Source organism: Nocardiopsis quinghaiensis (assembly GCF_008638365.1).
Classification (GTDB): Bacteria; Actinomycetota; Actinomycetes; order Streptosporangiales; family Streptosporangiaceae; genus Nocardiopsis; species Nocardiopsis quinghaiensis.
The window spans coordinates 93,840-117,404 of sequence record NZ_ML703337.1 but is presented as its reverse complement, the minus strand read 5'-3'; the positions used below and the strand labels follow the sequence as shown (position 1 = coordinate 117,404).

Genomic DNA, 23,565 nt, shown 5'->3' with positions numbered 1-23,565 from the left:
GTCGATGGTCTGCGGGAACTGCGGACGTCCCCGAGGCGAGGGCTCCTGGGTCTGTGCATGCGTGCCGGGGTGGGTGTGGCGGGACCCCGAGATGGCGGCTGCGGTGCGGGAGCGTGACGCCCAGGCGGTGATCCGGTTTCTTCGGCGTCGGGTGAAGTCGTTGTCGCAGGAGGCCCTGGCGCGGATGTGCGGGGTCGCGCAGAGCACCATCACTCGGGCTGAGTCGGGGCGAGGGCTCACCGACCGGCGTAAGGCCATGGAGGCTCTGCGAGGGCTGGGAGCGCCTTTGGATCCTCCTGATACAGCCTCTGGCGCGCCCCAAGGGAATCTCGGGTTCTCTCTTCCTCCGGACGCTGACCTGTTCACCGAGTCAAGGGAGGAGGCAGCCCGGCACGCTGCCCTTCTCTGGAACGCTGATCTTGGTCGTCGTGCTCCGGAAAATCTGATGGAGATACCAGCGGGACAACTGAGCACCCCTTTGCTCCGTTGGCTCGTGGCACCCCCAGCCATCATCGAATCCGATTCAGGAAACCAGCTCCGTGTGACTGAGGATGATGTTCACGCGATCACGCGGGCATGCGACCTGTTCGAGACCCTTGACCATGAGTTCGGCGGAGGACATGCACGGATGGCGGCTGTCCAATACCTGGCCAGCGAAATCGCTCCGCTGCTACGAGGTCGTTTCACTCCGACGGTCGGCCGGGAACTCTTCTCGGCCAGCTCCCGGTTCGCAGCCAAGACCGGCGCTATGGCCTACGATGCGGGACTTCACATGTTGGGCCGTCGCTATTTCCTCCAGTCCCTCAATCTTGCCTTCCTGGGGTCGGACAGGCTATTGGGCGCCAAGGCAATCGCTCTGCTGAGTCATCAGGCCAACTTCCTCGGGGACTTTCGCAGCGCGGTTGACCTCGCACGTACTGCCAAGTCCGGGGCAGGGGCTCAGGCAACCCCCGCGATACGAGCCATGCTGGCCGCTATGGAAGCCCGCGGCCTCGCCTCCCTCGGTGAGGAACGCTCCTGTACGAACGCACTGAAAGAAATGGAGGGAGCCTTCTCCTGCATCGATACCGAGCAAGAGCCTGCCTGGATGGGCTACTTCGACGGCTCGGAAGTGGCGGACGAACTCGCGCACTGTTTCCACGACCTCGGCCACGGATCGCTGGCTATCGAACATGCTCAGCGATCCGTTGATCTCGCACCCGCCAGCTTCCGTCGTAGCCGTACGTTCGCTGGACTGGTTCAGGCCGGAGCGCACCTCATGGAGGCGCCCAACGACCTCGAAGCAGGGTGTGCGATCGCCACTCAGGTCATCGCAGATGCCAGCCGCCTGCGCTCAGCCCGTGTTCAGGCCTACATCTCTCGTCTCCAAGATCGGATGGAACCGCACAACCAGGCTCGTTCCGTCCGGGAGTTTCGTGAGTTTCTTGCCAGCACGCCACTGGCCCAGGCGTGATCACGTACCGGGCTGCCACACCCGCGGTCCGGAAGGGTCGCGCAGCGAGGTGATACGGCGCCGGGCCTCCGGTAGCAGGCGGGGCTCGCGCCCCGTACGCGCGCATAACCACGCTGTCATCCGCAGCTCGCGCACCGCAGCCATGGTCTCGAACCCTGACCACTCCCGGATATCCCATCCATAGGCGGCGATGAACGCTGAGTACTCCGACGCGGTGTACCACCCCACACGCTCGTACACCGCTGCCACGACGAGGTCCCACTCGCGTGCCCCGATACTGAAACGCTCCAGGTCCAGGATCACCGGGTGTCCGCTCTCGTCCTGCACGATGTTCTTGCGGTGTGCGTCACCGTGGACCGGGCCAGAGGGAAGAGCTGGATTCAGGCGTGTGTAGGCGTTGCGCAGGTTGTCGAGCTGGCGACGGAGAAAACCCACGTCGTGCGGTTCCAGGTGTGCCTGGTCGATGTAGTCGGTGATTCCGTCGAAGGGGTCCAAAACCGGCAAGTCTATGCCAGAAGGCTCTGTCAGCTCATGCAGTTGACGCAGGGCCGCGCCGATGACGTCAGTCGAGGCCGGACGGACACCGGGGATGTGCTTCCACACGGTGATCGTCCACCCGTTACGAAGTAGGGGTTCGTTCATGCCATCGATGGCACGGACTGCGGGGATACGGTAACCACGCAACCAGTTGGCCAGCCGTAGTTCCCGGTGTGCCCTCTGGTGATGGATGCTCGCGCAGATCCGTAGGACCAACTGCTCCTCGGGCAGGAGCACGGTGGCGTTCTCGCCGATGGGCCCGAGGATGTGCGCGTTGAGACTCGACCAGGAGCACTCGTTCGCAACTCGGGCAGCGGTGCTCAGGGCGATCTCGGTCGTGAGATGGGAGGAGGATTCGGCCACGCCGCCACTGTAAGAGCCGGTATCGCGGTGTGGGGTCTATCTCCAGGTTTTGGTGATCAGCGAGGGAAGCTCGTACAGCGAGTTGATCACCCAGTTCACACGGCTGGTGACCTGGGAGTCGTCCGCCCACAGGTAGCCCCAGGGGCCGCGCCGGATCAGTGCGGTCCGAAGCCCAGCGGTGTGTCCGGGGATGACGTCGTTGTCACGGTGATCGCCCACGTAAACGATCTCTTCGGGCGATCCCGGAGCCATGTCGATGACCTTGGTGAAGAACGCTGGGTCAGGCTTGGCGACTCCCCACTCTCCCGAGGTGGCGACGGCGTCGGCCGGAAGGTGGAGTTCCCGCAGCAGTTCTGCAGTCCGGACTGTTTGGTTCCCGGCGATGCCCACCCAGATGCCGGCCTCACGGAGTGCTTGGAGACCGGGACGTACGTCCGGGTACAGGTCTTCCTCCTCGATGAGCTCTCCCTGTCCGGCTTCCTCCCGCAGCCGCCGTTCCAACGCGAGGCCGAAAACCCGAACGGAAGTAGTCGAACGTCTCGGCGTTGTCGCGGCCTGCAGCGGTCACCGCGCCCAGGACGGCGGAGAACGTGTGTCTGGGGCCGTTGATCCAGTCTGCCCATCGCGCCCACTCCTGTTGAGCGCAGCCGAAGATAACAGTGGGTGCGGCCATGAGGATGTCAGTGGTCGGATGCATCAGGGGACGTGCTTGGGTCTCCCTGTTGGCCGTTCTCATCGGCAGTCGGCTGCCACTCCTCGGGCAAGAGGACTGTCCCAGGGTTTCCGCGCTCGATCGCTTCCAGCAGTCTGATGGGGCACGTTCCTGAGGCCCCGCCGAAGGACACCGTCCCGCCGGTGAATTCAGCCTGGAAGAAGTCCACCCTCCCGCCGACGAAGTGGGCCCCGCTGAAGTACATCGTTCCGCCGACGAAGTGGGCCCCGCTGAAGTACATCGTCCCGCCGGTGAAGTAGGCCCCATTGAAGGACATCGTCCCGCCGACGAAGTGGGCCCCGCCGAAGGACACCGTCCCCCCGACGAACTCAGCTCGGAAGAAGTCCACCCTCCCGTTAGCGAGGTAGGCCCCGGTGAAGTCCACCGTCCCCCCGACGAACTCAGCCCGGGAGAAGTCCACCTTCCCGCCGACGAAGTGGGCTCCGAAAAAGGACACCGTCCCGCCAGCGAAGCGGGCCCCCTCGAAGGAAACTCTGCCGCCGGTGAAGTGGGTGCCGGTCAGGTCGCCGCCGTCGAAGACGGTGCCGGTGAAGTCATAGTCCTTGCCGCGCCAGCCGGTGGGCTCACGTAGGTGGTTGCCAATGATCCGGAGGATGGTGTGGCGCACCTCCCGCAAGGAAGCGAACTCCAGTGTGCGTGTGCGGTGGTCCTCACGCTGGGCGTCGTCGGCATCCACGGGCAGCTCGCCGGGTTCGGGGTCGTAGGGCATGCGTAGGTAGGCGCACAGCACGTCGATGACCATCTGCACCTCCTCCTCAGAAGGTGCGTCGTCGGCCAGATGAGCTAGGGCGTGGACGGCACCCAGGCGCACGGCGGCGTGCTCGCTACCCAGTTCGGTATAGGCGGTGGTGAAGCGCTCGTTGAACAGCTTGGTGACCTCGCGCTGCTCTCCGTTCTCGGTGGTGCGTTGGCGCCGGTAGGCGATGACCAACAAGGCCACACCGCCCAGGCCAGCGACGATGGCGAAGGCGCGGGTGGCAATCGCGTCCAGGTTCTCGGGGGTGAGCTCCCCGGGCGGCTTCCACTGGGGCGTGTCGAGCACCAGCCACGCCAAAGTGGTCATGGCCGCGACCATGCCCGTGGCGACCGCCCAGGCGGCCAGGATCAGCCAGACCAACCGCACCGGAGAGGTGCGCTTCCAGTTCATCCCCGCCATACCGGCGGCCAGCAACAGTGCGCAGGCGCTCACTGCGGTCACGCGCCAGGTCTGGCCCGCGGTGAATCCGAGCAGATCCCAGACCGTTGTGGCCAGGGGCCACAACGCCACGGCCACTCCGAGCCCGCCCACGGTGACCGCGGTCCAGGACAGGCCATGGCGACGCCGGTTGAGGCGCTCACGCAGCCGGGTGTCTCGTGCCAGGAGACGCTTCCGCCGGGACGGTTGAGGGGGTGAGGGGGTGGTGGTCATAGTGCGACCGTAGCCAGCCGAAGACGGGGCATGGGCACCTGGCCAAACCCGGTCACCCCTGCATCAGGACCGGCTTGTGTAGCCCTGACATCTTTGTTGCGTTTGCCCACTGGCAAGTCGGCTGCGTTTCCACTGACATCCCCGTTGCGCTCAACACTCTTGGCGACCAGCGTAGGGCCGATGAACAAGAGCGAGACCAAAAATCCCCGTTCTGATCTTCATATGAACTGGTGAGGAAGGGCAAATCGAACACCACGCATAAATCGAACGCGAAGATTATGCGTGTGCGCATAGGTCGACGCAACTGTTCGGGGGACACTGCTGACTCCGAGCGGTCGGCGGGGAAGAGGCACAGCGACAGCAGAGCCGACCGACACCTCCACTGAGGCGGTGGTGGGAACCCTTCGGGTGGTGCCGCGTCACCTGGCCGCCCTCGAATCTGACGGAACCGTCCGAGCGAAGCATGTAACGAGCCCCGTGCACCAATAGGTGCGCGGCCACGCCCTGTCACCCCAGGCCGGGCGTAACCGAGGGAAAGGCATCGTCCATGAACACCGAAACGACCGATCCGACGACCTCTGAACTGACCGAGTTGGCGGACGTGATGACGCGGACCCTGCCGCAGGTCGGCATGGACCGTATGACGCAGCCGAAGGTAGAGGAAACCCTCGCCTGCTCTGCGATCACCGCGCACTTCTAGGCCGAGAGCACACGACACGAACAGGAGTCACCTGAGTGAGTAAGTGGGAACGGGTCACAGCGCTCTTCGCGAACGGCGCCCGTCCGCTCGTACCAACGGATGAGTTGTCCTTCGCCGATCTGCTCCGGGCCAACCGCATGCCACCCTCGATGTTCCAGGCATACGAGGTCCCCGGAGACGGGAGCCTGCGGCCCGTTCCCATCACGCACACGCTCGATCAGATTCCGGAACCGAGCACGGTGATCCTGCAGTGCATGCGCAACACCGATGTGGACATCCTTCCGCACACCCTGCATATCCAGGGGCACAGTGCTGATCCCGTCGCCGCGATGTATGACCTGCGGTACGCGGAGAAGGACCCGGAACACCGGGTTCACCTTCTGGACGACGAACAGCTTCGTGAGATCGTCTTCACCAAGATCGCGGATTTCCTACGCGAGCACCGGGTAGCGCCGCCGCTCGTCGCGGGCATCTCAGGCGGCGGGGATTCCAGCAGCATCGTGCGCGGCTTGGACCGTTACGTCACACCCGAAGGGTTTCGGCGTGATCAGGTCCTGTGCTTCACAGTGGTCCTGGACCCCATTTGGCGGGGGACGGCTGCGGACCGTGCCCGCGACCTATGCCACGGGTACGGGTTTGGCCACCGTGTTCTCCATCCCGAGGACATCGCCTCCCTCCTTGGCATGTCGGCGTCCCCCGAGGCCCTGTGGCGTGAGATCCGGTCCACCTATGGCGCGGACTCCAGCCACTTCTTCGGAACCTGGCTGCTCAACATGGTCGGGCGCGCGCTGAACCGAGAGATCGGCGGAACCTCCCTGCTGATGGGCTACAACCGAGAAGACGTCATGGCGGAATTGTTGTTCTGTCTGATGAACGGACGTCGGCCGCTGCCCTACCCCAAACGCCGCACCGGTGACGTGGACTGCTTCATGCCTGTCTGGGACGTGCCCAAGGTCCTGCTGGACTCCTGTTACCCCCAGGTGAGCGAGGTGAACTACAGCGAAAGGATCGACAGCACCGCCCCACGGCGATCCTCGATCTACTACCAGGCCCACGCTCTGGACGCGATCGTTCCCCAGATGTCCTTGTCCCTGATGACGGGGGTCCGCACCCTCATGGATTCACTGAACGGTTGGCAGACCCTGGAAGAGATCGACGGCACGCCGCTTCTGCATACCGGCCACGGAAGCCCAGAGGAGAGGAAAGCGCTGGTGAGACTGCTCGCCCGTTACTTCCCCGGCTGGTCGGTCAGCGAAGCGGACCGGCAGTAGTCTGGCGCAGTCCACTCATTCACAACGGCACGGGAAGCGGCATCACCATGGCTAAGGTGCAAGCACCTTCAGGAACGCGGGACTTCCTCGCGGACGACCTGAGGCGCAGGAGGGCGGCCATCACCACAGTCTCCGAGGTCTTCGAGCGCTATGGGTTCGACCCGTTGGAGACTCCCGCTTTCGAGCGGATCGAAGTGGTCACCGGCAAGTACGGTGAAGAGGCCTCCAAACTCTTGTTCAAGATCCTGCGCCGGGGTGTCCACGAAGCCAGCGGCCAGCCCGACCTGGCACTGCGTTACGACCATACGGTGCCGCTAGCCCGTGTTATCGGTACCCACGGGTCCAAACTTCCCTCGCCTTTCAAGCGCTACGCCATCGGCCCGGTGTGGCGGGCCGACCGCCCCCAGGAAGGCCGGTTCCGCGAATTCGTCCAGTGCGACGTGGACACCGTGGGCTCGACCTCCCCACTGGCCGATGCCGAGATCGTGCGTGCCATAGCCGACGGTCTCGACGCCTTGGGGGTCGAGCGCTTCCGCTTCCTTATCAACAGCCGCGAAGCGCTGCGCGGCCTGTTGGAGGTCTACGAGGTGTCCGAGGACGGCGGGGACGGGGTCCTGGCCACCCTGGACAAGCTCGACAAGATCGGTGTCCAAGCCGTCGCGAAGGAACTGGTCGACGAACGTGGTCTGGACGTGTCCACCGCCGAGAACCTGGCCGAGGACGTGGCGGCCGACGATCCAGAGCTCATTCGTTCCAAGCTCGCCACCACTGAACGTGGGCAACGGGGTCTGGCCGAGATCGACAGCCTGTTGGGCCTGACCGCCGACCTGGGGGACCGTGTCGTTTTCGCTCCCCGCATGGTGCGCGGCCTGGACTACTACACCGGGGCCATCTGGGAGGTCGAAGCCGAAGGCTTCCCCGGCGCGGTCGCAGCCGGAGGACGCTATGACGGCCTGGTCGCCTCACTCGGTGGCCCCGACGCACCCGCCTGCGGTGGGTCCATCGGCATCGAACGCATCCTAGCGATGCAGGATTCTCAGGATTCCGAGCCGCGTGGCCTGGACGTCGCTCTGACCGTTCTGGGCGGCGAGGCCGATCTGATGCGCCTGGCGGGTGAACTGCGCTCACACGGCCGCCGTGTGGGCATCTACCTGGGATCGTCACGCAAGCTCGGCAAGCAGCTCCAGTGGGCCAACGCCCAGTACGCCCGTTTCACCATCCTGTACGGCCCTGAGGAACAGGAGGCCGGCGAGGTCACCGTCCGGGACATGCTCTCCGGGGACCAATCCCGCATCCCGCTCGCCAACGCCGCTTCCCATCTCCAGGAGCTGATCGAAAGGTAGCCCTTTTGACCGCGCCCACCCTTCATCCCGCACGGCCGATTTCACCGACGTTCCGGCGCGACCTCCTTCAAGGCGCAGCAGCACGGCTCGGGACCGATCTCATCGAAGCCGAGCAGGTCCCTGCGGGGACACGCCCCTCGGTGGGAATGCCGACCGGTCGAGGTACGTGGGCACGGATCAGTTGGCACCGGCCCGCCGACATCTTCCCGCGCGAGTTCAGTGGCTTGGAGGCCTCCACAACCGTGCGAGGGGTTCCCAAGCCCGACTTCGTTCAGGCCATCCACTGGAAGCTCGGCGATCTCGTATGCCGGGCGGAGGAGATGACGTTCGTAGACCAAAGGGCAGTGTCGGCGGGCTACATCGTGGACGAGCACCCCCGGCTGTCTGAGACCTGGTGGGACGCCTTGGACTCGGCATTGGTGAACCTGGCGGACACCAGCACCGACCGTGTTTCGCTCGTCCAGGAGGACATCGACCGTTCCATCACCCAAGCCTTCGGGGCGTGCGCCGACACCACCGTGTCCGACTGGGTTATCGGACACGGTGACCTGCACTGGGGGAACATCACGGGCCCGCGGTTGTTCCTGTTCGACTGGGATAGCTGGGGTCGTATGCCTAGAGGACTGGACGCGGCCAAGCTCTGGGAGGCCTCCTACCGTGTTCCAGGGCTGGCTGGCGAGATCACGCAGCGGTGGCATGTCCTGTCCACCCGGGACGGGATCATCAGTCGTGTGTGGGTGTGTGCGAACCGTGTGTTGGGGGCGCGCAGGCGAGGCGAGAGAACCGCTCAGGCCGACCATGCTCATCGGGAAGGCACACGATTACTACGGGAGTCGGATCTCTGAGTTCGTAACCTCGAAAAGGGTGCCCTCGCCGTAGTAGTCGCGTGCGGCAGGCCTTGCTCAGTGACGGGTGGGACACCTCGTCTCGCACCGCGGACATCGCCATGGAAGCTGTCGAACCTCAGCGGCGACAGCAGGGCCGGGTGAGCGGCTCGGGCGGCTCTCAGAGTGCTGTCAACGTCGTTCGAAAAGTGGCTCTGACACGGATGCGGTGAAGCGGCCGCGTTATGGTCGCGGCGCAGCCCGGTGGCGAAGGAGCCCACTTCCACGATCGGTGCCTGTGCAGCGCGGCACCTCAACCTGCCTCACGGACAGTGCTACCGCCTAAACCTGATCTGGCCCTCCCGAAAGGCCGTTGGGGCAAATCCCTCAACAGGACTTCAGCTCATCCAGGAAGGCAGCCCACTCCTCACCAGGGAACGCGAGGGCTCCACCTCCCGGGCGCACCGAATCGCGGACTGCCACGAGTTCGGGTAGCTGTGCGACCTCGACGCACTGCCCCTGGTTCTGCGAGTAGCTCGACTTGTACCAGTCGGCCTTGTCCAGGTTCATGATCCACTCCCTGCGTTCGGTGCCTCGTAGGTCTTCATGATCTCAGCGACCGTCGCCACCGACTCCGCGGGACGGAGGGCTTGGCTCTTCAGGTAGCTCCAGGTCGCTTCACAGGTCTCTATGTCACTGCGTTTCTCCAGGTACAGATCCCCGGCAACCGTCTCGATGTAGGGAATGGGGTCCATGGCGGCGCCGGGGAAGTCCAGGATGACGAAGCTTCCGCTCGCCCCAGCGTGCACGCCAGATGCCAGAGGGAGAACCCGGAGGGTGATGTTGCCCAGTTCCGCGCTGCTGAGCAGATGTGCGAGCTGTTCCCGCATGATGCCTGGTCCACCGACCTGTCGCCGCAGGACAGCCTCATCGAGGATGGCGTCCAGGCAGGTCTCCTCAGGACGGTCCAGCAGATTCTGTTGACGTTGCAACCGCACACGGAGACGGCTCTCCACCTCTTCGGAGGTGAAGTCGTGCATTCCGTGCGTGAGTAGGTGACGGGCGTAGTCCTCTGTCTGGAGGAGCCCCGGGACGACGATCACCTCAGCGTTGCGGATGGAGCAGGCGGAGGACTCCAGACCGACGTAGTCGGCGTACCTGGGCGGAAGGGTGCTCTTGTAGGGCTCCCACCATCCCTGCTGCTTTGCCTGTCGAGCCAGTTCGAGGAGCTTCTCCTTCTTCCTCTCGTCGCCAAGGTCGTACAGCTCGAACAGGCGCTTGAGATCTCTGATCTGGATGCCGCGCTGGCCGTTCTCGATGCGGGTGACCCAGGAAGCGGCCACTTCCATCTCGCTGCTGACGGCCTTGGCAGTGAGCCCTTTGGTCTCTCTCAGCTCTCGGAGCTCACGGCCCAGGAGCAGGCGTCTGAACGTCGGGGTGGTGTCTGACGGCACGGGCGTCCTCTCTTCGTCAGTCGCTATCTTCCCGCCGCTTCGCTCCATCTTCAATCCATAGGCAATATTGCCTTAGGTGGTTGCCAAAGGGTGTGATGCCGTGGATAGTAGCAGTAAGCACTCCGTGCGAGCACGGAGTGAAGGAATCTCTCTTGGAGGCGCTTGTCGTGGAAACAAGCGGAGGTGCGCCAACGCTCTTTGGCGTGCCTGCCAACCTGATCCGATTCCCGACCCCGGAGCAGCGCATCTGCAGCGTGGAGCTGCTGGAGCGCTGCCTGCCCGCCCGGCTCGCCCGCAGAACGACCCACTCGCTTCTGAGTGCCTTCGACGTCTTTCCCGACCAGGCGCTTCAGATCGGGGAGGCCGTCGCGGAACTCGTCGCCAACTCCGAGCGCTACTCGTGCAAGCCCTGGCGACTGCAGATCTATCTCGATGACCACGCCCTGTGGGTGGGAGTCTTCGACGGTGACGCGTGTACGGCCGGACTGCTGCGAGGGCTCCTGGCGAGGCGGGATGGCCCTGACCTGATGCAGGAGCACGGCCGAGGACTGTTCCTCGTGCGAGTCGCCTGTGACGACGAATGCTGGGTGCGTACCACCCGAGCCGGTTTCGCTGAGGGCAAGGAAGTGCTCATGCGCTTCGCCATGCCGGACGCGGACACCTTCACCGGTTCGGCGGCGTAGAGCCGCCCACCCAGCTCACGCAACACGCAAGTCCGGCCCGACGAGCGCGCCGTGCGGTGCGACGGCGAGGTACGGACCCTCCCGATGGTCGAGGCCCGTAAGGGCGAGCAGTTTCTCCCACCGGGAACGCCTGAATCCACCTCAACGCAAGAGCCCCCGGCAGCCGTGCGACCGGCCCCGGGGTATGGACAACACTTGTAGGGAGCGCTGCCGCATGAACCCTATCCCCCCGTTAATCCACTGGCTGAGCCAGGTGTTCTCCCCTCCCAGGGGGCGACACCGTCAGGGAATCGCTCCTCTCGTGCCTGTCACGGGACACCGCTCTGTTGGGCCGGTACCGCACCCTCCTCCGATCCGGATGGACGACCCGGCAGACATCCGTCGGTACTCCGTGCCCCGCCAGCCCTTCCTGGTGTGGGAGACGAGGAGGTGTCGGGAGCCGAGCGCCTTCCCCCTCGTCTCGCACGGTTGACTCATGATCGGAAGGCTTCGCTGAGCGCGCTGAAGGCCGTACCGCCTTCCTCGGCCGTCTGACCTCGAAAAAAGGATATGCACGAACAGACGGGCGCCTAGCCTCTTGCATAAAAGCAGGTGAGGCGCCTTTCGTGTTCCTGTGTCAGTTCTCTGGAGAAATGGGAGAACATGAATGTCGGATCCCAGGGTTCGCGATGAAACCTTACTCTTTGGTGAGTAATCTCTATCGGCTCCCAGTTCCAGTCGGACTACATATTGGAATGCGGGCCCTGCAGTACTAGCCTCGTCACTCCAAGTGATGAGTCGCTGGGGTCCTGGAGGTGCGATGAGGCTTCACGTAACCGGAGTGATCGTGCTCGGGATGCTCCTCATCGGATGCAGCCCACGGGAGAGCGGGCCCACTCCCGAGCCCGGGCCCAGCGAGTCGCCGGAGCCTTCTGAGCAGGCGTCAGGCGAAGAGCTCGCCCTTGAAGCCTACGAGTCCATGTGGAACGTGCTGGTCGAAGAGGCCCGGAACGAGGAGCCGGACTACTCAGACCTGGAGCTGTACGCCGCCGGAGACGCTCTGGCGCTCGTGGAGCACGGCCTGGTCGCTGAGGAGGACGAGGGCGTGATCGCCCGGGGCGAGCCGGAGTTCTCCCCTGAGGTGCTCTCGGCAGAGGAAACCTATGTGGAGATCGAGGACTGCATGGACTCGACCTCATGGCTGCGGGAAGACGCTGATTCAGGAGAGCTGGTAGAGCCGTCCCCGGAATCACCGGTACTTCGCAGAGTGGATGCCAGCGTGTCCTTCGACGGGCTTTCCTGGAAGGTCGCCGACCTGCGCATCTGGGAAATCGGATCGTGTGATGGACAATAAAAGAATCCTGCTCATCGCAGTCGGGGCGGCAGCGGTGCTTCTCGCGTCGCCAGGACTCGTCTGGGCGGATCCGGACTTCCTCGGCGGTCAGGTGGAATGCGGATCCTCCGGCGGTCCCGGATGCGACGTCTCAGCTGAGTCCGGGGGAGGGAACACCGGCAGCTCCGGCGACGGAGGACAACCCGTGCCCGAGGGGTCCTCTGACGGTACGGAGTCGGCCTCCGCGGAACCCGCGTGCGAAGTGGACGGCCTCACGGCCCGGTGCAGTGCCACCGTCGGAGGCGGCGGTGGTGAGGAAGCCGAGGAAGAGGTCGACTTCGAATCCCTGGCGTACGCGGCTCACGCGGCGTTCCAGCTTTCCTCTCCGGAGATCTCGATGTCGCCGGGCGCGGACACACCCGTGCTCGTACACGTCCCCGTATGGATGTGGATCTCCTCCAGCGACTGGCAGGAGGAGACGGCCACCGCGAGTGTGCCCGGCGGATCGGTGACGGTGACCGCTACCCCCGCGTCGGTGTCCTGGTCGATGGGGGACGGTACGACCGTGGAGTGCGACGGCCCCGGTACCGCCTACGATCCCCAGGTCCACGACCCGGCGGAGCCTTCTCCGGACTGCGGGCACACCTACACCTTCGCCAGCAGCAGCTACGAGCTGACCGCCCGCATGTCGTGGGAGGTGGAGTGGTCCAGCTCTGACGGAGACGGTGGCACCCTCCCGGCCCTGGAGACCGAGACGTCCATGAACGTGCGGGTGGTCGAGTCCTCAGGAGTGGTGACATGAGGAAGGAAGCATCGTGGTAACCACAGTCGACCCCCGCGCCAGCGGCAACGATGCGCAAGAACCGGTGCGTCTGTCCGGTCGCGGCACTCGCCGGTGGCGATCGCTGGTCGCCGCGGTGGCGCTCATGGTCGTCGGAGCCACCGCCGTGGTGCTCGCACTCGGCCAGGTGGACCAACGGACGCCCGTGCTGGTCGCCTCAGGGGACCTTCCGGCCGGGCACGTGGTCACCTCCGCCGATGTATGGGTGGTCGAGTTGGCCGGCGCCGAGGATCTGCCGACGGTCTCCGAGATCGAGCAGGTGGTGGGTGCCACGCTCACCCTCCCGGTCGCCGAGGGAGCCCTGCTGTCGGATGCGGTCCTCGGGGCGGACGGAGAGCAACTCGACCCCGGCCAGGCCACCGTCGGAGTGCGGCTCACCGCGGGACGGATCCCCTCTTCGGTACGCACGGGATCGCAGGTGACGGTGGTCATCACCGGTGGAGAGAGTGGTACGTCCTCCTTCCCCGCGCTGGTGCAGACCCTCACCCCGTTGACCGATGAGGTGGGCGGTGAGGTGCTCGTGGACCTGGTGGTAGACGGCACCCATGCTTCCCAGCTCGCCCGCGCCGCGGCCGAGGAGCAGGTCTCCTTGGTGCAGACTCCGCACGGAGGCGACTGATGCTGATCGCGGTGTTCTCCCTGGCAGGTGCTCCCGGTGTCACCACCCTGGCACTCGCGCTGGCCGGCACATGGCCCGAGCCGGAGCCGGTGTGGATGGTGGAAGCGGACACTTCCGGGGGTGATGTCGCCACGTGGTGGCGTCTCCCGGTCTGGCCCGGAGTGGTGGACCTGGCAGCGGCCAGCCGGAGCGGCCAGGACCACGAGACCGTCGACACCATGGCGTGCTCCCAGGTGCTGCCCGGTGGTTTGCGGGTGTGTGCGGCGCCGTCGACGGCTGACCGTACGGCCGGAGCGGTGGGACTGCTGGCCCAGAACCCCAAAGTGCTGAAAAGCGACCGGGTGGCGGTGGCGGACCTGGGCCGTGTGGTTCCGGACGCGGCATCCTCCGCCCTCCTGGAAGCCGCTGACGTGGCGGTGCTCGTAGCCTCGGGCGACGTCGCGCACCTCAAACGGGTCAGGGAAGCCGCAGCGGGTCTGAGAACCCGGTGTCTCCGCCTGGGACTGGCCGTGGTCGACCCGTCCAGGAGCAGCGCGGAGATCAGCGAAGCGGTGGGACTGCCCGTGTGGGCGAAGCTGCCGCAGGATGCTCGGACCGCGGCTTTCCTCCAGAACCAGGGAGAGGTGCGCCGTCCGCACCGCCGCCCCCTGATCAGGGAGGCGCGTGCCCTCGGCCGCACCCTCGCAGAACAGGCACGATCGACCACCACGGACCCGGTGGATCCCACAGTGGCGAGATTTCTCGGCGAGGTGCCATGAGCGACGACATGACGGCAGTGCACGTCCGGGAGGTCACCAGGGAGGTGACCCGGCGTCTGAGCACACGTGCGGCGGACACCGAGCCGGTCGAGGGGGAGGAGTACCGGGCCCTGGCCCGCAGGGTCGTCCGCCAGGTGCTCGATGAGAGGGCCAGCCGTGCCCTCGCCTCCGGAGAGCTTGTGCTGGACGGTCCTGCTGAGGAGGCCATCGCCCGGCAGGTGCTGGCACGGGTGTGTGGGCTCGGCCCGTTGGAGGCCCTCCTGGAGGACTCCGAGATCGAGAACGTCAACCTCACCGGAACACAGGTGTGGGTGCGCTACGCCGACGGGCGACGCGAACAGCTTCCACCGATCGTGGACAGTCCCGAGGAACTGGTGGCCCTGGTACGTCGGATCGCCGCTGACTCCCCGACCGGGGAGCGGCGCTTCGACCCGGCCGCTCCGATTCTGGACATGGCCCTGGCCGACGGGTCCCGTCTCAACGCCATCCTCGACGTCTCCCATCAGCCCGCGGTGTCGATCCGCCGCCACCGCTACCGCACCACCGGACTGGGCCAGTTGCGGCGCCTGGGGACCCTCGACCGGATTCTGGTCGACCTGCTACAGGCCGCGGTGCGCTCACGGCGCAACATCGTCATCACCGGCGGAACGAGCGCGGGCAAGACCACCCTGCTGCGTGCCCTGGCCACCGAGGTGCCTCCGGAGGAGCGGGTGGTGACGATCGAGGACGTGCCCGAACTCGCCCTCGAACGCGACAAGGCCGCTCACCCGGACGCGGTCGCCCTGCACTCCCGTCCACCCAACACCGAGGGGAGGGGAGAGGTCACCGTCGCCGACCTCGTCCGGGCGGCCCTACGGATGTCCCCGGACCGCGTCATCGTCGGTGAAACCCGCGGATCCGAGACCGTGCCGCTGCTGACCGCGATGTCCCAGGGCAACGACGGATCCCTGACCACCCTGCATGCGGCCAGTTCCCAGGGGGCGTTCACCAAGCTGGGCGCGTACGCGGCCCTCTCCGACCGGCTTCCCCTGGAGGCGACCTCCCTGTTGGTGGCCGCCGCAGTGCACCTGGTGGTGCACGTCTCCGCCACCCCGACAGGGGGCCGGCGCGTCACCAGCGTCCGCGAGGTGGTCGGCGCGGACGGTGCACAGGTGATCTCCAACGAGATCTACCGGTACGAACGCGGGGAGAAGGTGTCGGCCGCGCCGCCGAGCCCGGAAACAGGCTGGGCACTGCAGTCGGCGGGGTTCGACGTGGCCCGGCTGGTGGCGGCTCCCAGCACGGTGAACGGACGCCGGCGGTGACGGCGGCACTGGTGCTCGGGGGAGCGGGTGGTCTGCTGCTGGGTGCGGGGGCCTGGCTCCTGCTCCTGCTGGCCGTGCAGCGCCTGCCTCGGAGAAAGGGGCCGCGCACTCTCCCGGAGGGAACGCCCCGAGCCCGTGTACTCCAAGGGACTTCCACGGTCCTGGTCGGGGCGGTGGTCGGCGTCATCACCGGATGGCCTGTCGCGGGAGTCCTGGCGGCGGCCGGAACGTGGTGGCTGCCGCGCCTGCTGGGACCCGACCACGACCACACCGCCCGTGTCGCCCAGGTGGAGGCGGTCGCGGGGTGGGCCGAGCAGATCCGCGACCTCATGGCCGGAGCCGCGGGCCTGCACCAGGCGATCGCCCACACCGTCCCCACCGCTCCCGCACCGATCCGCGCCGACGTCGCCCACCTGGCTGAGCAACTCCAACAGGGCGTGCCACCCGAGGACGCCCTGCACCGGTTCGCGACCCGGGTGAACGTGCCCACCGCGGACCTGGTGGTGGCGGCACTGTCCAGCGCGGCCAGCCGCCACGCCGCCGATCTCGGCGGGCTGCTGTCCAGCCTGGCCCAAGCCGCTCGGGAGCAGGCCGCGATGTTGGTCCGGACCGCAGCGACCCGCGCCCGGGTACGTACCTCGGCGCGCATCATCGCCGCCACCACCCTGGCCCTGGCAGTCGCTCTCGCCCTGGTCAACGCGGACTACCTCGCCCCCTACGACACCGGCATCGGCCAACTCGTGCTCGTGCTCATCGGCGTGCTGTGGGCCGTGGGTCTGGTGTGGCTCTCCCGGCTGGCCCGCACCGACCTGGGACCACGGGTGCTGGCCCAGGAGAACCAGGAACGGCAGGCACAGGAGGTGGAGGCGTGAACCCGTTCGTCCTGGCCGCAATGGGCGGATGCCTGCTCGCCGCAGGGCTGTGGTTCGCCCTTCTGCCTCGCCTGTCCCGGCCGTCCCTGGCAGAGCTACTGCAGGACCCGTCACCGCCTGCCGAGCCCGCCCCCTCTCACGAACAGGCCTCAAAGCCGGGGTGGTCGCGCAGGCTCGGCGCGCCGGCGGTACCTGTCCTGGCCGCTGTGGGGCTGCCGACCCAGCGCACACGCCAACGCCTGACCGCGTGCGACCGTGACGTGCCCGGTTACCTGTCCCAGAAAGCCGCCATGGCCGCTCTCGCCCTGGTGGTCCCGCCACTGCTCGGAACGATCTTCACGGCCTTGGGGCTGTCGCTGTCACCTCTGTTCGGACTGCTGGCCTGGGCCGTGTTCGCCGCGGTGCTGTGGATGGCACCTGACCTGGAGGTGCGCGACCAGGCCCGGGAACGCTCCGAGCAGATGCGCCACACCATCGCCGCGGTCTGCGACCTGGTGGTCATCTCCCTGGCCGGAGGAGCCGGAGTCACCGGTGCTCTGGACGACGCCACCCGGGCCAGCGACACCTGGGCCATGCGGCGTATCCGCACCGCCCTGTACACCGCCACCATCCAACACCAGCCCGCCTGGACCGCCCTGGAAGAGCTGGGCGAGCGCTACGACGTTCCCGCCGCCACCGAACTGGCCGCGAGCCTGCGCCTGGCCGGGGCCGACGGAGCACGGGTTCGCGCCAGTCTCTCGGCCAAGGCCACGTCCTTGCGTACGCAGCACCTCGCCGAGTTGGAGGCCGAGGCCCAGTCGGCCACCGAGCGGATGAGCCTGCCCACGGTCCTGCTGTTCGCGGGATTCCTGGTCCTGATCGGCTACCCCGCCCTGCACCTGATCCTCACCAGCGTGTGAACCCGACCCGGAGGAGACGATGTTCCCTTTTCCCAACCTCCCTGACCGCCCTCGCAGAGGCTCTGATGACGGTTACTCCACCGAAGCCGTCGCCGTGATCGCCACCCTGGTCATCCTCGCCGTCGGAGCTCTGGCCCTCATCTCCGACGCGGTCCTCGGGTGGGCCGAGTCCATCAGCCTCGGATAGGCCGATGCGTGGCCTCCTCCCGCACCACACCGACCCCGACCAGGACCGGGGCAGCGCCGAGCTGGTGGTCGCCACCCCGCTGATGCTGCTGCTGTTGGTGCTCGTGGTCCAGGTCGCCCTGTGGGCTCACGCCAGTCAGGTCACCCAGACCATCGCCCAGCACGGACAAGCAGCGGCCCGCACCCTGGGAGCGACCGAAGCCGACGGGCACGCGCGTGCCGACGAGGTCGCGGACCAACTACGCGGTGACCTGCTCCACGACATGGCCATCACCGTGCAGCGCACTGACACCACCGTCACCGTCCAGGTGAGTGCACAGGTGCCCACGATGATCCCCGGCCTGGACTGGCCCGTGCGCACCGCGGTCTCCGGGCCCGTCGAACACCACACACCACCCAGCGGCGGTGGCCCATGATCCGCCACAGCAACGCAGAGGACCGGGGATCGGCATCTGCGGAACTGGCCCTGCTCACCCCGGTCCTGATCCTGATCGCGATGCTGGTGCTGCTCGCCCACCGACTGGTCACGGCGGGTATGGCCGCTGACGCCGCGGCGCACGCCGCCGCCCGAGCCGCCACCCTGGAACGCACTCCGGCCGCCGCCCGCACAGCGGCCCAGAGCGCAGCCGCGCAGGCGGTGCGTACGCACGCCCTGAGCTGCGCAGCCTACGACCTGTCGGTGGACACGGGCGGACTCGCTCCGGGGGCCACGGTGTCTGTGACCTTCGCCTGTCATGCGGACCTGTCCGACCTGGTCGGCCTGGGAGTGCCCGGCACACGCACCGTTCAAGGAACCGCGGCGTCGGTGGTGGACACCTATCGGAGCACGCCATGAGGTACCCCGACTCCCACGACGACCGAGGACAGGCGACCGCGTTCCTCATCGTCATGGCCGCCGCCCTGCTCTTGCTGGTGGCGTTCGTGTTCGACGTCGGCGGAGCCCTGAGCGAGCGCAACCGCACCCTGCAGCTCGCCCAGGAGGCGGCACGTGCGGGAGCTCAGCAGATCGACCTGGCCGCCTACCGGGCTGACGGCACCGTGGCCCTGGACCCCGCCGCCGCGGTCTCGGCCGCGAACGACTTCCTCGCAGAGGCCGGGATCCACGGCACCGCAACGGTGGACGGCGACGTCATCACCGTCACCGCACAGAGTGTCTACACCTTCCGCCTGCTCCCGCTGGGCCCGCGCACCGCGTCCGGGACAGCGAGCGCCACCCCGGTCACCGAACCCACCACGCCGTGAGGCACCCATGACACATCAGCGCCTTCGCCAGCTCGCCGCACTCGTGACCACCCTCGCCCTGCTCGCCGGACTGCCATGGCTGGCCACCACTCTGACCTGGCCTGAACTCGATCTGTCTCCGACCAGTCTGGAAGTGCACCTGCGCAGTGGCCGCCTCCCCGAAGGCGTGGGCACTGCTGTCCTACTCCTTCTGCTCTGGTCCCTTTGGGGGCTGTATTCGATCGTTCTGGCCGTTGAGGCCATTGGCCGTCTGCGCCGACAGCGCACTCAGGTGCGGTTCCTGCGGCCACTCCAGCTGCTCGCCGCCACCACCCTGGGCGCCGTCACCGTCTCTCCGGCGGTTGCACAGGCAGCGCCGACACCCGTTGTAGCGGCAGAGACTCCCCAAGGGGCGGAGGACGAGCAGGACCAGTCCGAACGGGAAAGCTCTGCGGAGCCGTTCATCGTGGACCGCTCCCGCCTCATCGACAGCTTCGGGTACGACTCGGCCGGGCTCACCGAGGAGATGACCGAGGACGTGAAAGCCACCGCTGACCTCATTGCTCAGCACGGCGCTCCGGAGCTACCGGTCATCGTCACGGGGCACACCGATGCCGCGGGCGACTCCGACTACAACCTCGACCTGTCCGAACGGCGTGCGGAGGCAGTCGCGAAGGCGTTGCGTACGCACCTGGGACAGGACATGGTGATCGAGGTGCACGGCGAGGGTGACAGCAACCTGCTCGACACCGACGACGCCGCCGAACAGCGCCGGGTCGAGATCTCCTACAGCGTGCTCGTCACACCGCCCACAGAGCCGGATACGCCCGCCGAATCCAACAGCACCGGTGCCGAAGAAAACGCCGAAGACGTCCAAGGCCCTGCTGTGGGACTGTCCCTACCGAGCGGACTGGTCCTGGCGATGACCACCGGTGCGGCCGGTGTCCTGGCCGGAATGGTCATCGAACGGCGCCGCGAACTCCTTCCAGCGCAGCACGGCGGAGATGACGAGGAAGCAGACGACGAACACACCACAGTGGAGGCCTCGTCCCGAAGCACCGCACCTGCCAGGGCCGGCGATGGCCACAAGGCCGGCAAGGACCTGGCGCTGATCGACCTGGCACGCGCTCCCGGGTTGGGGGTCACCGGCCCAGGAGCGCAGGGGGCCGCCCGCACACTTCTTGCCAGAGCCCTGGAGACCGCGGAAAGCGACCTCACCGTCGTCGTTACCGGTGCCGACCTGCGCACCCTCCTGGAAGACACACGGCGCCCTCCACAACTGAGCGAGGACGCCCCCGTGATGGTCACCGACTCGGTCGAAGACGCCATCACCCTGCTCCAGCTCCAGGTCCTCGCCCGCCATCGAGCGGAGGACGAGCAAGAAGAGGACAAACCCGAAGCTCTGGGCGGACCCCAGTTCGTGCTGCTGACGCGAGCTGACACCGCCGTCGCCAAGGAGATCACCTCCCTGCTCTCCCACACCGGACGTGCCCCTCTCAGCGCCGTCCTGCTCGGGGCCTGGCCGGATGGCGCCGGTGCGACCTGCACGATCGACGCAGACGGCACCATCGCCCACGCTGACGAGCCCTTCACCGACATAGTCGGCCACCGATGGGCGCCCACCACCTCCGCGGACCTGCACCAGGCTCTGACCCACCAGAGCACCACCGCTCCCGACGACGCCGCCGAACAGGACCACGACCACGAGGCCGAGCCGAGAACCCCTGAATCCGCCAGTCCACCACCGTCCTCAGAGGAAAGCACGGCCACGCGGACGCGTGCGGTCTCGGTGACCGTGCTCGGCCGTATCACCCTGGCCGTGCACGGCCAACAAGTCCGCCCACATCGCAGAGCCGCCTACGAGGTCCTGGCCTACCTGGCCACCCATCCCGCAGGGGTGCGCCTGGAAGCGGCCGTGGACGCCATGTGGCCGCATGACGCCCCTCATCGGGGTATCAGGAGATTCCACGACGCCTGCACCGCCGTACGCACGGCCTGCCGCCCCCTCCTGGGCGAGGACGGCGGTCGCGTCATCACCCACGACGGAGACCTCTACCAGCTCAACCGCGACTTGGTGGTGTGTGATCTGTGGCGGATCGAGCAGCTTCTGGAGGAGGCCGCCCACAGCGAGGACGCCGCCACGCTCGTGACCACCGCCGCGGCCATGTTCGACGACGACTTCGCCGTCCACACCGACTACGTGTGGGCCGAAGGAGTCCGCACACGTATCCGGGACCAGTTGGTCACCACGCTGACCACATGTGCCGGGGAAGCGGAACCGCGGCGAGCGATCTCGATGCTGCAAAGAGCGCTCCGAATAGATCCGACCGCTGCCGAGGCGGCGCAAGCGCTGGCCAAAACATATGATGAAAAGGCAGACAGTAAATCTGCCGAGCGGGTGCGGGAAGCTCACAGGTCAGCGCTCGCAGAAGCTGAAGCATCATCCTGAGTGAAACTCGGCTCTCAGCTTTGATGTCCGCTGTCCGCTGTCCAGCGGTCAGGGGCGGGCATTCTTTTCTGAATTAAGATTTCCTTTCCTGCGGTGCCCTCCGCTTCGCCTGTCGGGATGCTCTTCGGTGTGCCCTCATGGCGGGCACAGGTCTGCGTACGCATATTCCCAGGTAGAGGGCCTTGGCGGTGTACCCGAGCTCCTCCCGACAGGTGCCGCAGGCTTACCACCAAACTCTCTGCGGGCCTGTCATCGCTTCTTGAGGCGATGGCTTCTATTATTTCCACCGCATATCCTGTGTGGTTGATTGTTTCTTTTGTATTGTTGCACCTCCCTTTCCTGTTCTGCTTTATTGTCTTTGCTTCTTATCGTCTTGGTATCACTCTTCATGTCTTTGTGTCTGACTCCTTTTGGCCTGTGAAGAATGCCAAGAAAAACCTTCCCTTCGGGTGTTTTGCTTCGCTGTCGTGGGTATCAATTAAGTGACCAAGCAAAACGCTCGCACGGGAGAGATTTCTATGTCCCCCTGGTATGGCGTATGGCACGGCGGTAGCGGATACACGCTGTCCGACCTGGAAAGCGACCTGGAACAGTTCGGGTCCATCCAAGAGGCGAAGGACGCCCTGTCCGACCGGTTCCGTTCCGGTTGCTCCTGGCGTCAGACGTTCCGCTACGTCAACCGTGACCCGGAATCGGTTCTCACCCCCGCCGTCGATGAGGATTCGTGCATTCACCTGTACGCGTCTCCCGAATGCCTCGACTATCCCGACCGCTGCGTGTACTTCGGTCCGCGCGGTGGCGTGCGTGTCGAGAACTGCTGAGAATCCGTAAATCCGCGACACCACGGGTGATGTGCCATGTCGAACTTCGTCCTTTCCGGATTCACGCCTGAACCTCACACCCTGATCATCGAACCGGGCGGGTTCTACCCCCGCGACTGGTCACCCGCTCCCCGGGAGCGCTGGTCATACCGCCTGTACTGCGGAAGCACGCTGATCTTCGCAGGTGGCGACCTGGGAAGCCCTGTCGGTGCTTCCGAGGACACCGTGGCGCGTAACGCCATCGGTTTCTTGACCACGGTCCCGAGTGAGAGCGACGCCGAATACCTCGCGAACTACACACCCGAACAGCTGGCGTGGTGCGACGAAAACGCCGAATACCTCGCGTCCTGTCTGTACGGGCCCGACGGCGAAGAGGTCTCCGACCTGTCCGCATACCGCGCGGACGAATAGGGCGACCTGGGGTGTCGCCGTCCCATCGGCGACACCCCATATCCCCGGTTTCTGTCCATAACCCACGCGGCATTTCATGCCTGGTGGGTTGTGACCTGTACCCGCAAAGAAACGTTTCCCGATTGGATCCGTTATGGCTCCCAGGAAGAAGCGAAAGCAGCTCACCCCCGAACAGCGACAGGAGCGGCTGCGTGCGGCGCACGACACGCTGACCGCTTCCGTGGAGTCCCTCACCACCGAAGAGGGATGGCGCGCCCTGATCCGCTCGCGCGCGTGGCTGCGCCGCTACTCGCTCGGCAACCTGTTGATGATCGTTGCCCAGAACGAGCACGCCACCGACGTTCGCCCCTACGGCGAGTGGAAGAACGTCGGGAGGTACGTCAAGCGCGGTGAGCGCGGTATCCGGATCTTCGCACCGGTGCGCTACCGCGTGCGCGGTGACGACGGCGAACCGGTCACCGACGATGACGGTAACCCGCGCTATACGGTGCGCTCCTTCACGGTGGTGTCGGTGTTCGACGTCTCCCAGACCGACGGCGAACCGCTCCCCGACACCGACCGCGCCACACCGCGTGTGCTGGAGGGAACCGCGCCCCCGCAGATGTGGGACACGATCGCCGACCAGATCACCAGGCGCGGTTACACGATCGAACGCGGCGACACCGCACCCGCCAACGGATGGGTGAACTTCGAAACCCGCACCGTGCGCGTGCGTGAAGACGTCGACGATGCCCAGGCGGTCAAGACGCTGGTACACGAGTTGGCACACATCGCCTGCGAGCACGACACACGCGACATCCGACGCGCCACGCGAGAGGTCGAGGCCGAATCGGTCGCCTGCCTGGTCACCGCCATGGCCGGGCTGGACAGCCTGCCCTACTCGGTGCCCTACGTAGCCGGCTGGGCCAAGGACGCCGAAACCGCACGGGCAAGCGCGGACCGCGTGCTCACCGTCGCCGACGCGATCGTGTCCACGCTCACCGCCACGCTGCCTGACACCGTCGCCGCTTAGGCACCTGACCGGTGGGGGCGCCGCCCCCCCCCCCCCCCCCCCCCCGGGGGGGGGGGCGGGGGGCACCCGCGGGGGTTTTGGGACCCGCCCC

Annotated in this window: 26 protein-coding genes and 1 pseudogene; 22 read left to right on the top strand and 5 right to left on the bottom strand. The window is 66.4% G+C overall.

The window, feature by feature from the left end; all coding sequences use genetic code 11:
* Positions 1-4: 4 nt before the first annotated feature.
* A pseudogene (locus FYX01_RS26440) lies at positions 5-280 on the top strand (helix-turn-helix domain-containing protein); the annotation flags it as partial.
* Between the two features lie 261 nt (positions 281-541).
* On the top strand, positions 542-1,453 hold the full coding sequence (locus FYX01_RS00550; RefSeq protein WP_223830254.1) for an NsdA family TPR-like regulatory protein: 912 nt from the start codon (positions 542-544) through the stop codon (positions 1,451-1,453).
* Here FYX01_RS00550 and FYX01_RS00545 read toward each other — a convergent pair whose 3' ends face one another.
* From FYX01_RS00545 to FYX01_RS00535, 3 genes are all read right to left on the bottom strand, one after another.
* Positions 1,454-2,353: a phosphotransferase enzyme family protein gene (locus FYX01_RS00545; RefSeq protein ID WP_150236407.1), complete on the bottom strand. Its 900-nt coding sequence runs from the start codon at positions 2,351-2,353 to the stop codon at positions 1,454-1,456. It abuts the gene before it with no gap.
* Between the two features lie 36 nt (positions 2,354-2,389).
* Complete coding sequence (locus FYX01_RS00540) at positions 2,390-2,854, bottom strand: HAD family hydrolase (RefSeq protein WP_223830232.1); 465 nt, start codon at positions 2,852-2,854, stop codon at positions 2,390-2,392.
* A 179-nt stretch (positions 2,855-3,033) separates the two neighbouring features.
* Positions 3,034-4,494, bottom strand: a complete 1,461-nt coding sequence (locus tag FYX01_RS00535) for a pentapeptide repeat-containing protein (RefSeq protein ID WP_150236406.1) — start codon at positions 4,492-4,494, stop codon at positions 3,034-3,036.
* 547 nt (positions 4,495-5,041) lie between these two features.
* Between FYX01_RS00535 and FYX01_RS25950 the strand changes: the two genes are divergently transcribed.
* From FYX01_RS25950 to FYX01_RS00520, 4 genes are read left to right on the top strand one after another with little or no spacing between them, the layout of a single operon-like run.
* Positions 5,042-5,194: a hypothetical protein gene (locus FYX01_RS25950; protein ID WP_190394125.1), complete on the top strand. Its 153-nt coding sequence runs from the start codon at positions 5,042-5,044 to the stop codon at positions 5,192-5,194.
* 35 nt (positions 5,195-5,229) lie between these two features.
* Positions 5,230-6,465, top strand: coding sequence for a hypothetical protein (locus FYX01_RS00530; RefSeq protein WP_150236405.1), 1,236 nt, complete (start codon positions 5,230-5,232; stop codon positions 6,463-6,465).
* 47 nt (positions 6,466-6,512) lie between these two features.
* A complete protein-coding gene (hisS, locus tag FYX01_RS00525; RefSeq protein WP_150236404.1) occupies positions 6,513-7,808 on the top strand; it encodes a histidine--tRNA ligase in 1,296 nt (431 codons plus the stop codon).
* A gap of 5 nt (positions 7,809-7,813) precedes the next feature.
* Complete coding sequence (locus tag FYX01_RS00520; protein WP_223830231.1) at positions 7,814-8,653, top strand: hypothetical protein; 840 nt, start codon at positions 7,814-7,816, stop codon at positions 8,651-8,653.
* A 366-nt stretch (positions 8,654-9,019) separates the two neighbouring features.
* Here FYX01_RS00520 and FYX01_RS00515 read toward each other — a convergent pair whose 3' ends face one another.
* Together FYX01_RS00515 and FYX01_RS00510 are read right to left on the bottom strand one after the other, a co-directional pair.
* The gene (locus FYX01_RS00515) at positions 9,020-9,202 is read right to left on the bottom strand and encodes a DUF397 domain-containing protein (protein WP_150236403.1); all 183 of its coding nucleotides are present in this window, start codon (positions 9,200-9,202) and stop codon (positions 9,020-9,022) included.
* Positions 9,199-10,134 carry a helix-turn-helix domain-containing protein gene (locus FYX01_RS00510; RefSeq protein ID WP_150236402.1) on the bottom strand — a complete coding sequence of 312 codons (936 nt, stop codon included), beginning with the start codon at positions 10,132-10,134 and terminating at the stop codon, positions 9,199-9,201. The genes FYX01_RS00515 and FYX01_RS00510 overlap by 4 nt, the downstream gene beginning before the upstream one ends.
* A gap of 155 nt (positions 10,135-10,289) precedes the next feature.
* Between FYX01_RS00510 and FYX01_RS00505 the strand changes: the two genes are divergently transcribed.
* The 16 genes from FYX01_RS00505 to FYX01_RS00435 all read left to right on the top strand — a co-directional run bounded on the left by FYX01_RS00505 (position 10,290) and on the right by FYX01_RS00435 (position 23,474).
* A complete protein-coding gene (locus tag FYX01_RS00505) occupies positions 10,290-10,769 on the top strand; it encodes an ATP-binding protein (protein WP_150236401.1) in 480 nt (159 codons plus the stop codon).
* Between the two features lie 799 nt (positions 10,770-11,568).
* A complete protein-coding gene (locus FYX01_RS00500) occupies positions 11,569-12,102 on the top strand; it encodes a hypothetical protein (RefSeq protein ID WP_150236400.1) in 534 nt (177 codons plus the stop codon).
* A gap of 241 nt (positions 12,103-12,343) precedes the next feature.
* Positions 12,344-12,883: a hypothetical protein gene (locus FYX01_RS00495; protein ID WP_223830230.1), complete on the top strand. Its 540-nt coding sequence runs from the start codon at positions 12,344-12,346 to the stop codon at positions 12,881-12,883.
* A gap of 13 nt (positions 12,884-12,896) precedes the next feature.
* The gene (locus FYX01_RS00490) at positions 12,897-13,541 is read left to right on the top strand and encodes an SAF domain-containing protein (protein ID WP_223830229.1); all 645 of its coding nucleotides are present in this window, start codon (positions 12,897-12,899) and stop codon (positions 13,539-13,541) included.
* Positions 13,541-14,299 (top strand): CpaE/TadZ family protein, encoded by a 759-nt coding sequence (locus FYX01_RS00485; RefSeq protein ID WP_150236399.1) that lies wholly within the window; start codon positions 13,541-13,543, stop codon positions 14,297-14,299. Before FYX01_RS00490 ends, FYX01_RS00485 begins: the two co-directional genes overlap by 1 nt.
* Entirely contained in the window at positions 14,296-15,603 is a 1,308-nt protein-coding gene (locus tag FYX01_RS00480) for a TadA family conjugal transfer-associated ATPase (protein WP_150236398.1), read from the top strand. The genes FYX01_RS00485 and FYX01_RS00480 overlap by 4 nt, the downstream gene beginning before the upstream one ends.
* Entirely contained in the window at positions 15,600-16,475 is an 876-nt protein-coding gene (locus FYX01_RS00475) for a type II secretion system F family protein (protein WP_150236397.1), read from the top strand. The genes FYX01_RS00480 and FYX01_RS00475 overlap by 4 nt, the downstream gene beginning before the upstream one ends.
* A gap of 206 nt (positions 16,476-16,681) precedes the next feature.
* Positions 16,682-17,374, top strand: coding sequence for a type II secretion system F family protein (locus FYX01_RS00470; protein ID WP_223830228.1), 693 nt, complete (start codon positions 16,682-16,684; stop codon positions 17,372-17,374).
* 19 nt (positions 17,375-17,393) lie between these two features.
* On the top strand, positions 17,394-17,561 hold the full coding sequence (locus FYX01_RS25945; RefSeq protein ID WP_190394123.1) for a hypothetical protein: 168 nt from the start codon (positions 17,394-17,396) through the stop codon (positions 17,559-17,561).
* A gap of 4 nt (positions 17,562-17,565) precedes the next feature.
* Complete coding sequence (locus FYX01_RS00465; protein WP_150236396.1) at positions 17,566-17,976, top strand: TadE/TadG family type IV pilus assembly protein; 411 nt, start codon at positions 17,566-17,568, stop codon at positions 17,974-17,976.
* Positions 17,973-18,395, top strand: a complete 423-nt coding sequence (locus FYX01_RS00460; RefSeq protein ID WP_150236395.1) for a TadE/TadG family type IV pilus assembly protein — start codon at positions 17,973-17,975, stop codon at positions 18,393-18,395. Before FYX01_RS00465 ends, FYX01_RS00460 begins: the two co-directional genes overlap by 4 nt.
* Positions 18,392-18,802: a pilus assembly protein TadG-related protein gene (locus FYX01_RS00455; protein WP_150236394.1), complete on the top strand. Its 411-nt coding sequence runs from the start codon at positions 18,392-18,394 to the stop codon at positions 18,800-18,802. The genes FYX01_RS00460 and FYX01_RS00455 overlap by 4 nt, the downstream gene beginning before the upstream one ends.
* A 7-nt stretch (positions 18,803-18,809) precedes the next feature.
* Positions 18,810-21,230: an AfsR/SARP family transcriptional regulator gene (locus FYX01_RS00450; protein WP_150236393.1), complete on the top strand. Its 2,421-nt coding sequence runs from the start codon at positions 18,810-18,812 to the stop codon at positions 21,228-21,230.
* A 482-nt stretch (positions 21,231-21,712) separates the two neighbouring features.
* A complete protein-coding gene (locus FYX01_RS00445; RefSeq protein ID WP_150236392.1) occupies positions 21,713-22,051 on the top strand; it encodes a hypothetical protein in 339 nt (112 codons plus the stop codon).
* A 36-nt stretch (positions 22,052-22,087) separates the two neighbouring features.
* On the top strand, positions 22,088-22,462 hold the full coding sequence (locus FYX01_RS00440; RefSeq protein ID WP_150236391.1) for a hypothetical protein: 375 nt from the start codon (positions 22,088-22,090) through the stop codon (positions 22,460-22,462).
* A gap of 133 nt (positions 22,463-22,595) precedes the next feature.
* Positions 22,596-23,474 (top strand): ArdC-like ssDNA-binding domain-containing protein, encoded by an 879-nt coding sequence (locus tag FYX01_RS00435; RefSeq protein WP_223830227.1) that lies wholly within the window; start codon positions 22,596-22,598, stop codon positions 23,472-23,474.
* The last annotated feature ends 91 nt before the right edge of the window (positions 23,475-23,565 follow it).

Bases quoted from the DNA above. Each gene is read 5' to 3' on its own strand.
- FYX01_RS00535 (WP_150236406.1), bottom strand. From the start codon at position 4,494: ATGACCACCACCCCCTCACCCCCTCAACCGTCCCGGCGGAAGCGTCTC.
- FYX01_RS25950 (WP_190394125.1), top strand. From the start codon at position 5,042: ATGAACACCGAAACGACCGATCCGACGACCTCTGAACTGACCGAGTTG.
- hisS (WP_150236404.1), top strand. From the start codon at position 6,513: ATGGCTAAGGTGCAAGCACCTTCAGGAACGCGGGACTTCCTCGCGGAC.
- FYX01_RS00515 (WP_150236403.1), bottom strand. From the start codon at position 9,202: ATGAACCTGGACAAGGCCGACTGGTACAAGTCGAGCTACTCGCAGAAC.
- FYX01_RS00510 (WP_150236402.1), bottom strand. From the start codon at position 10,134: ATGGAGCGAAGCGGCGGGAAGATAGCGACTGACGAAGAGAGGACGCCC.
- FYX01_RS00500 (WP_150236400.1), top strand. From the start codon at position 11,569: ATGAGGCTTCACGTAACCGGAGTGATCGTGCTCGGGATGCTCCTCATC.
- FYX01_RS00485 (WP_150236399.1), top strand. From the start codon at position 13,541: ATGCTGATCGCGGTGTTCTCCCTGGCAGGTGCTCCCGGTGTCACCACC.
- FYX01_RS00480 (WP_150236398.1), top strand. From the start codon at position 14,296: ATGAGCGACGACATGACGGCAGTGCACGTCCGGGAGGTCACCAGGGAG.
- FYX01_RS25945 (WP_190394123.1), top strand. From the start codon at position 17,394: ATGTTCCCTTTTCCCAACCTCCCTGACCGCCCTCGCAGAGGCTCTGAT.
- FYX01_RS00465 (WP_150236396.1), top strand. From the start codon at position 17,566: ATGCGTGGCCTCCTCCCGCACCACACCGACCCCGACCAGGACCGGGGC.
- FYX01_RS00460 (WP_150236395.1), top strand. From the start codon at position 17,973: ATGATCCGCCACAGCAACGCAGAGGACCGGGGATCGGCATCTGCGGAA.
- FYX01_RS00455 (WP_150236394.1), top strand. From the start codon at position 18,392: ATGAGGTACCCCGACTCCCACGACGACCGAGGACAGGCGACCGCGTTC.
- FYX01_RS00450 (WP_150236393.1), top strand. From the start codon at position 18,810: ATGACACATCAGCGCCTTCGCCAGCTCGCCGCACTCGTGACCACCCTC.
- FYX01_RS00440 (WP_150236391.1), top strand. From the start codon at position 22,088: ATGTCGAACTTCGTCCTTTCCGGATTCACGCCTGAACCTCACACCCTG.
- FYX01_RS00435 (WP_223830227.1), top strand. From the start codon at position 22,596: ATGGCTCCCAGGAAGAAGCGAAAGCAGCTCACCCCCGAACAGCGACAG.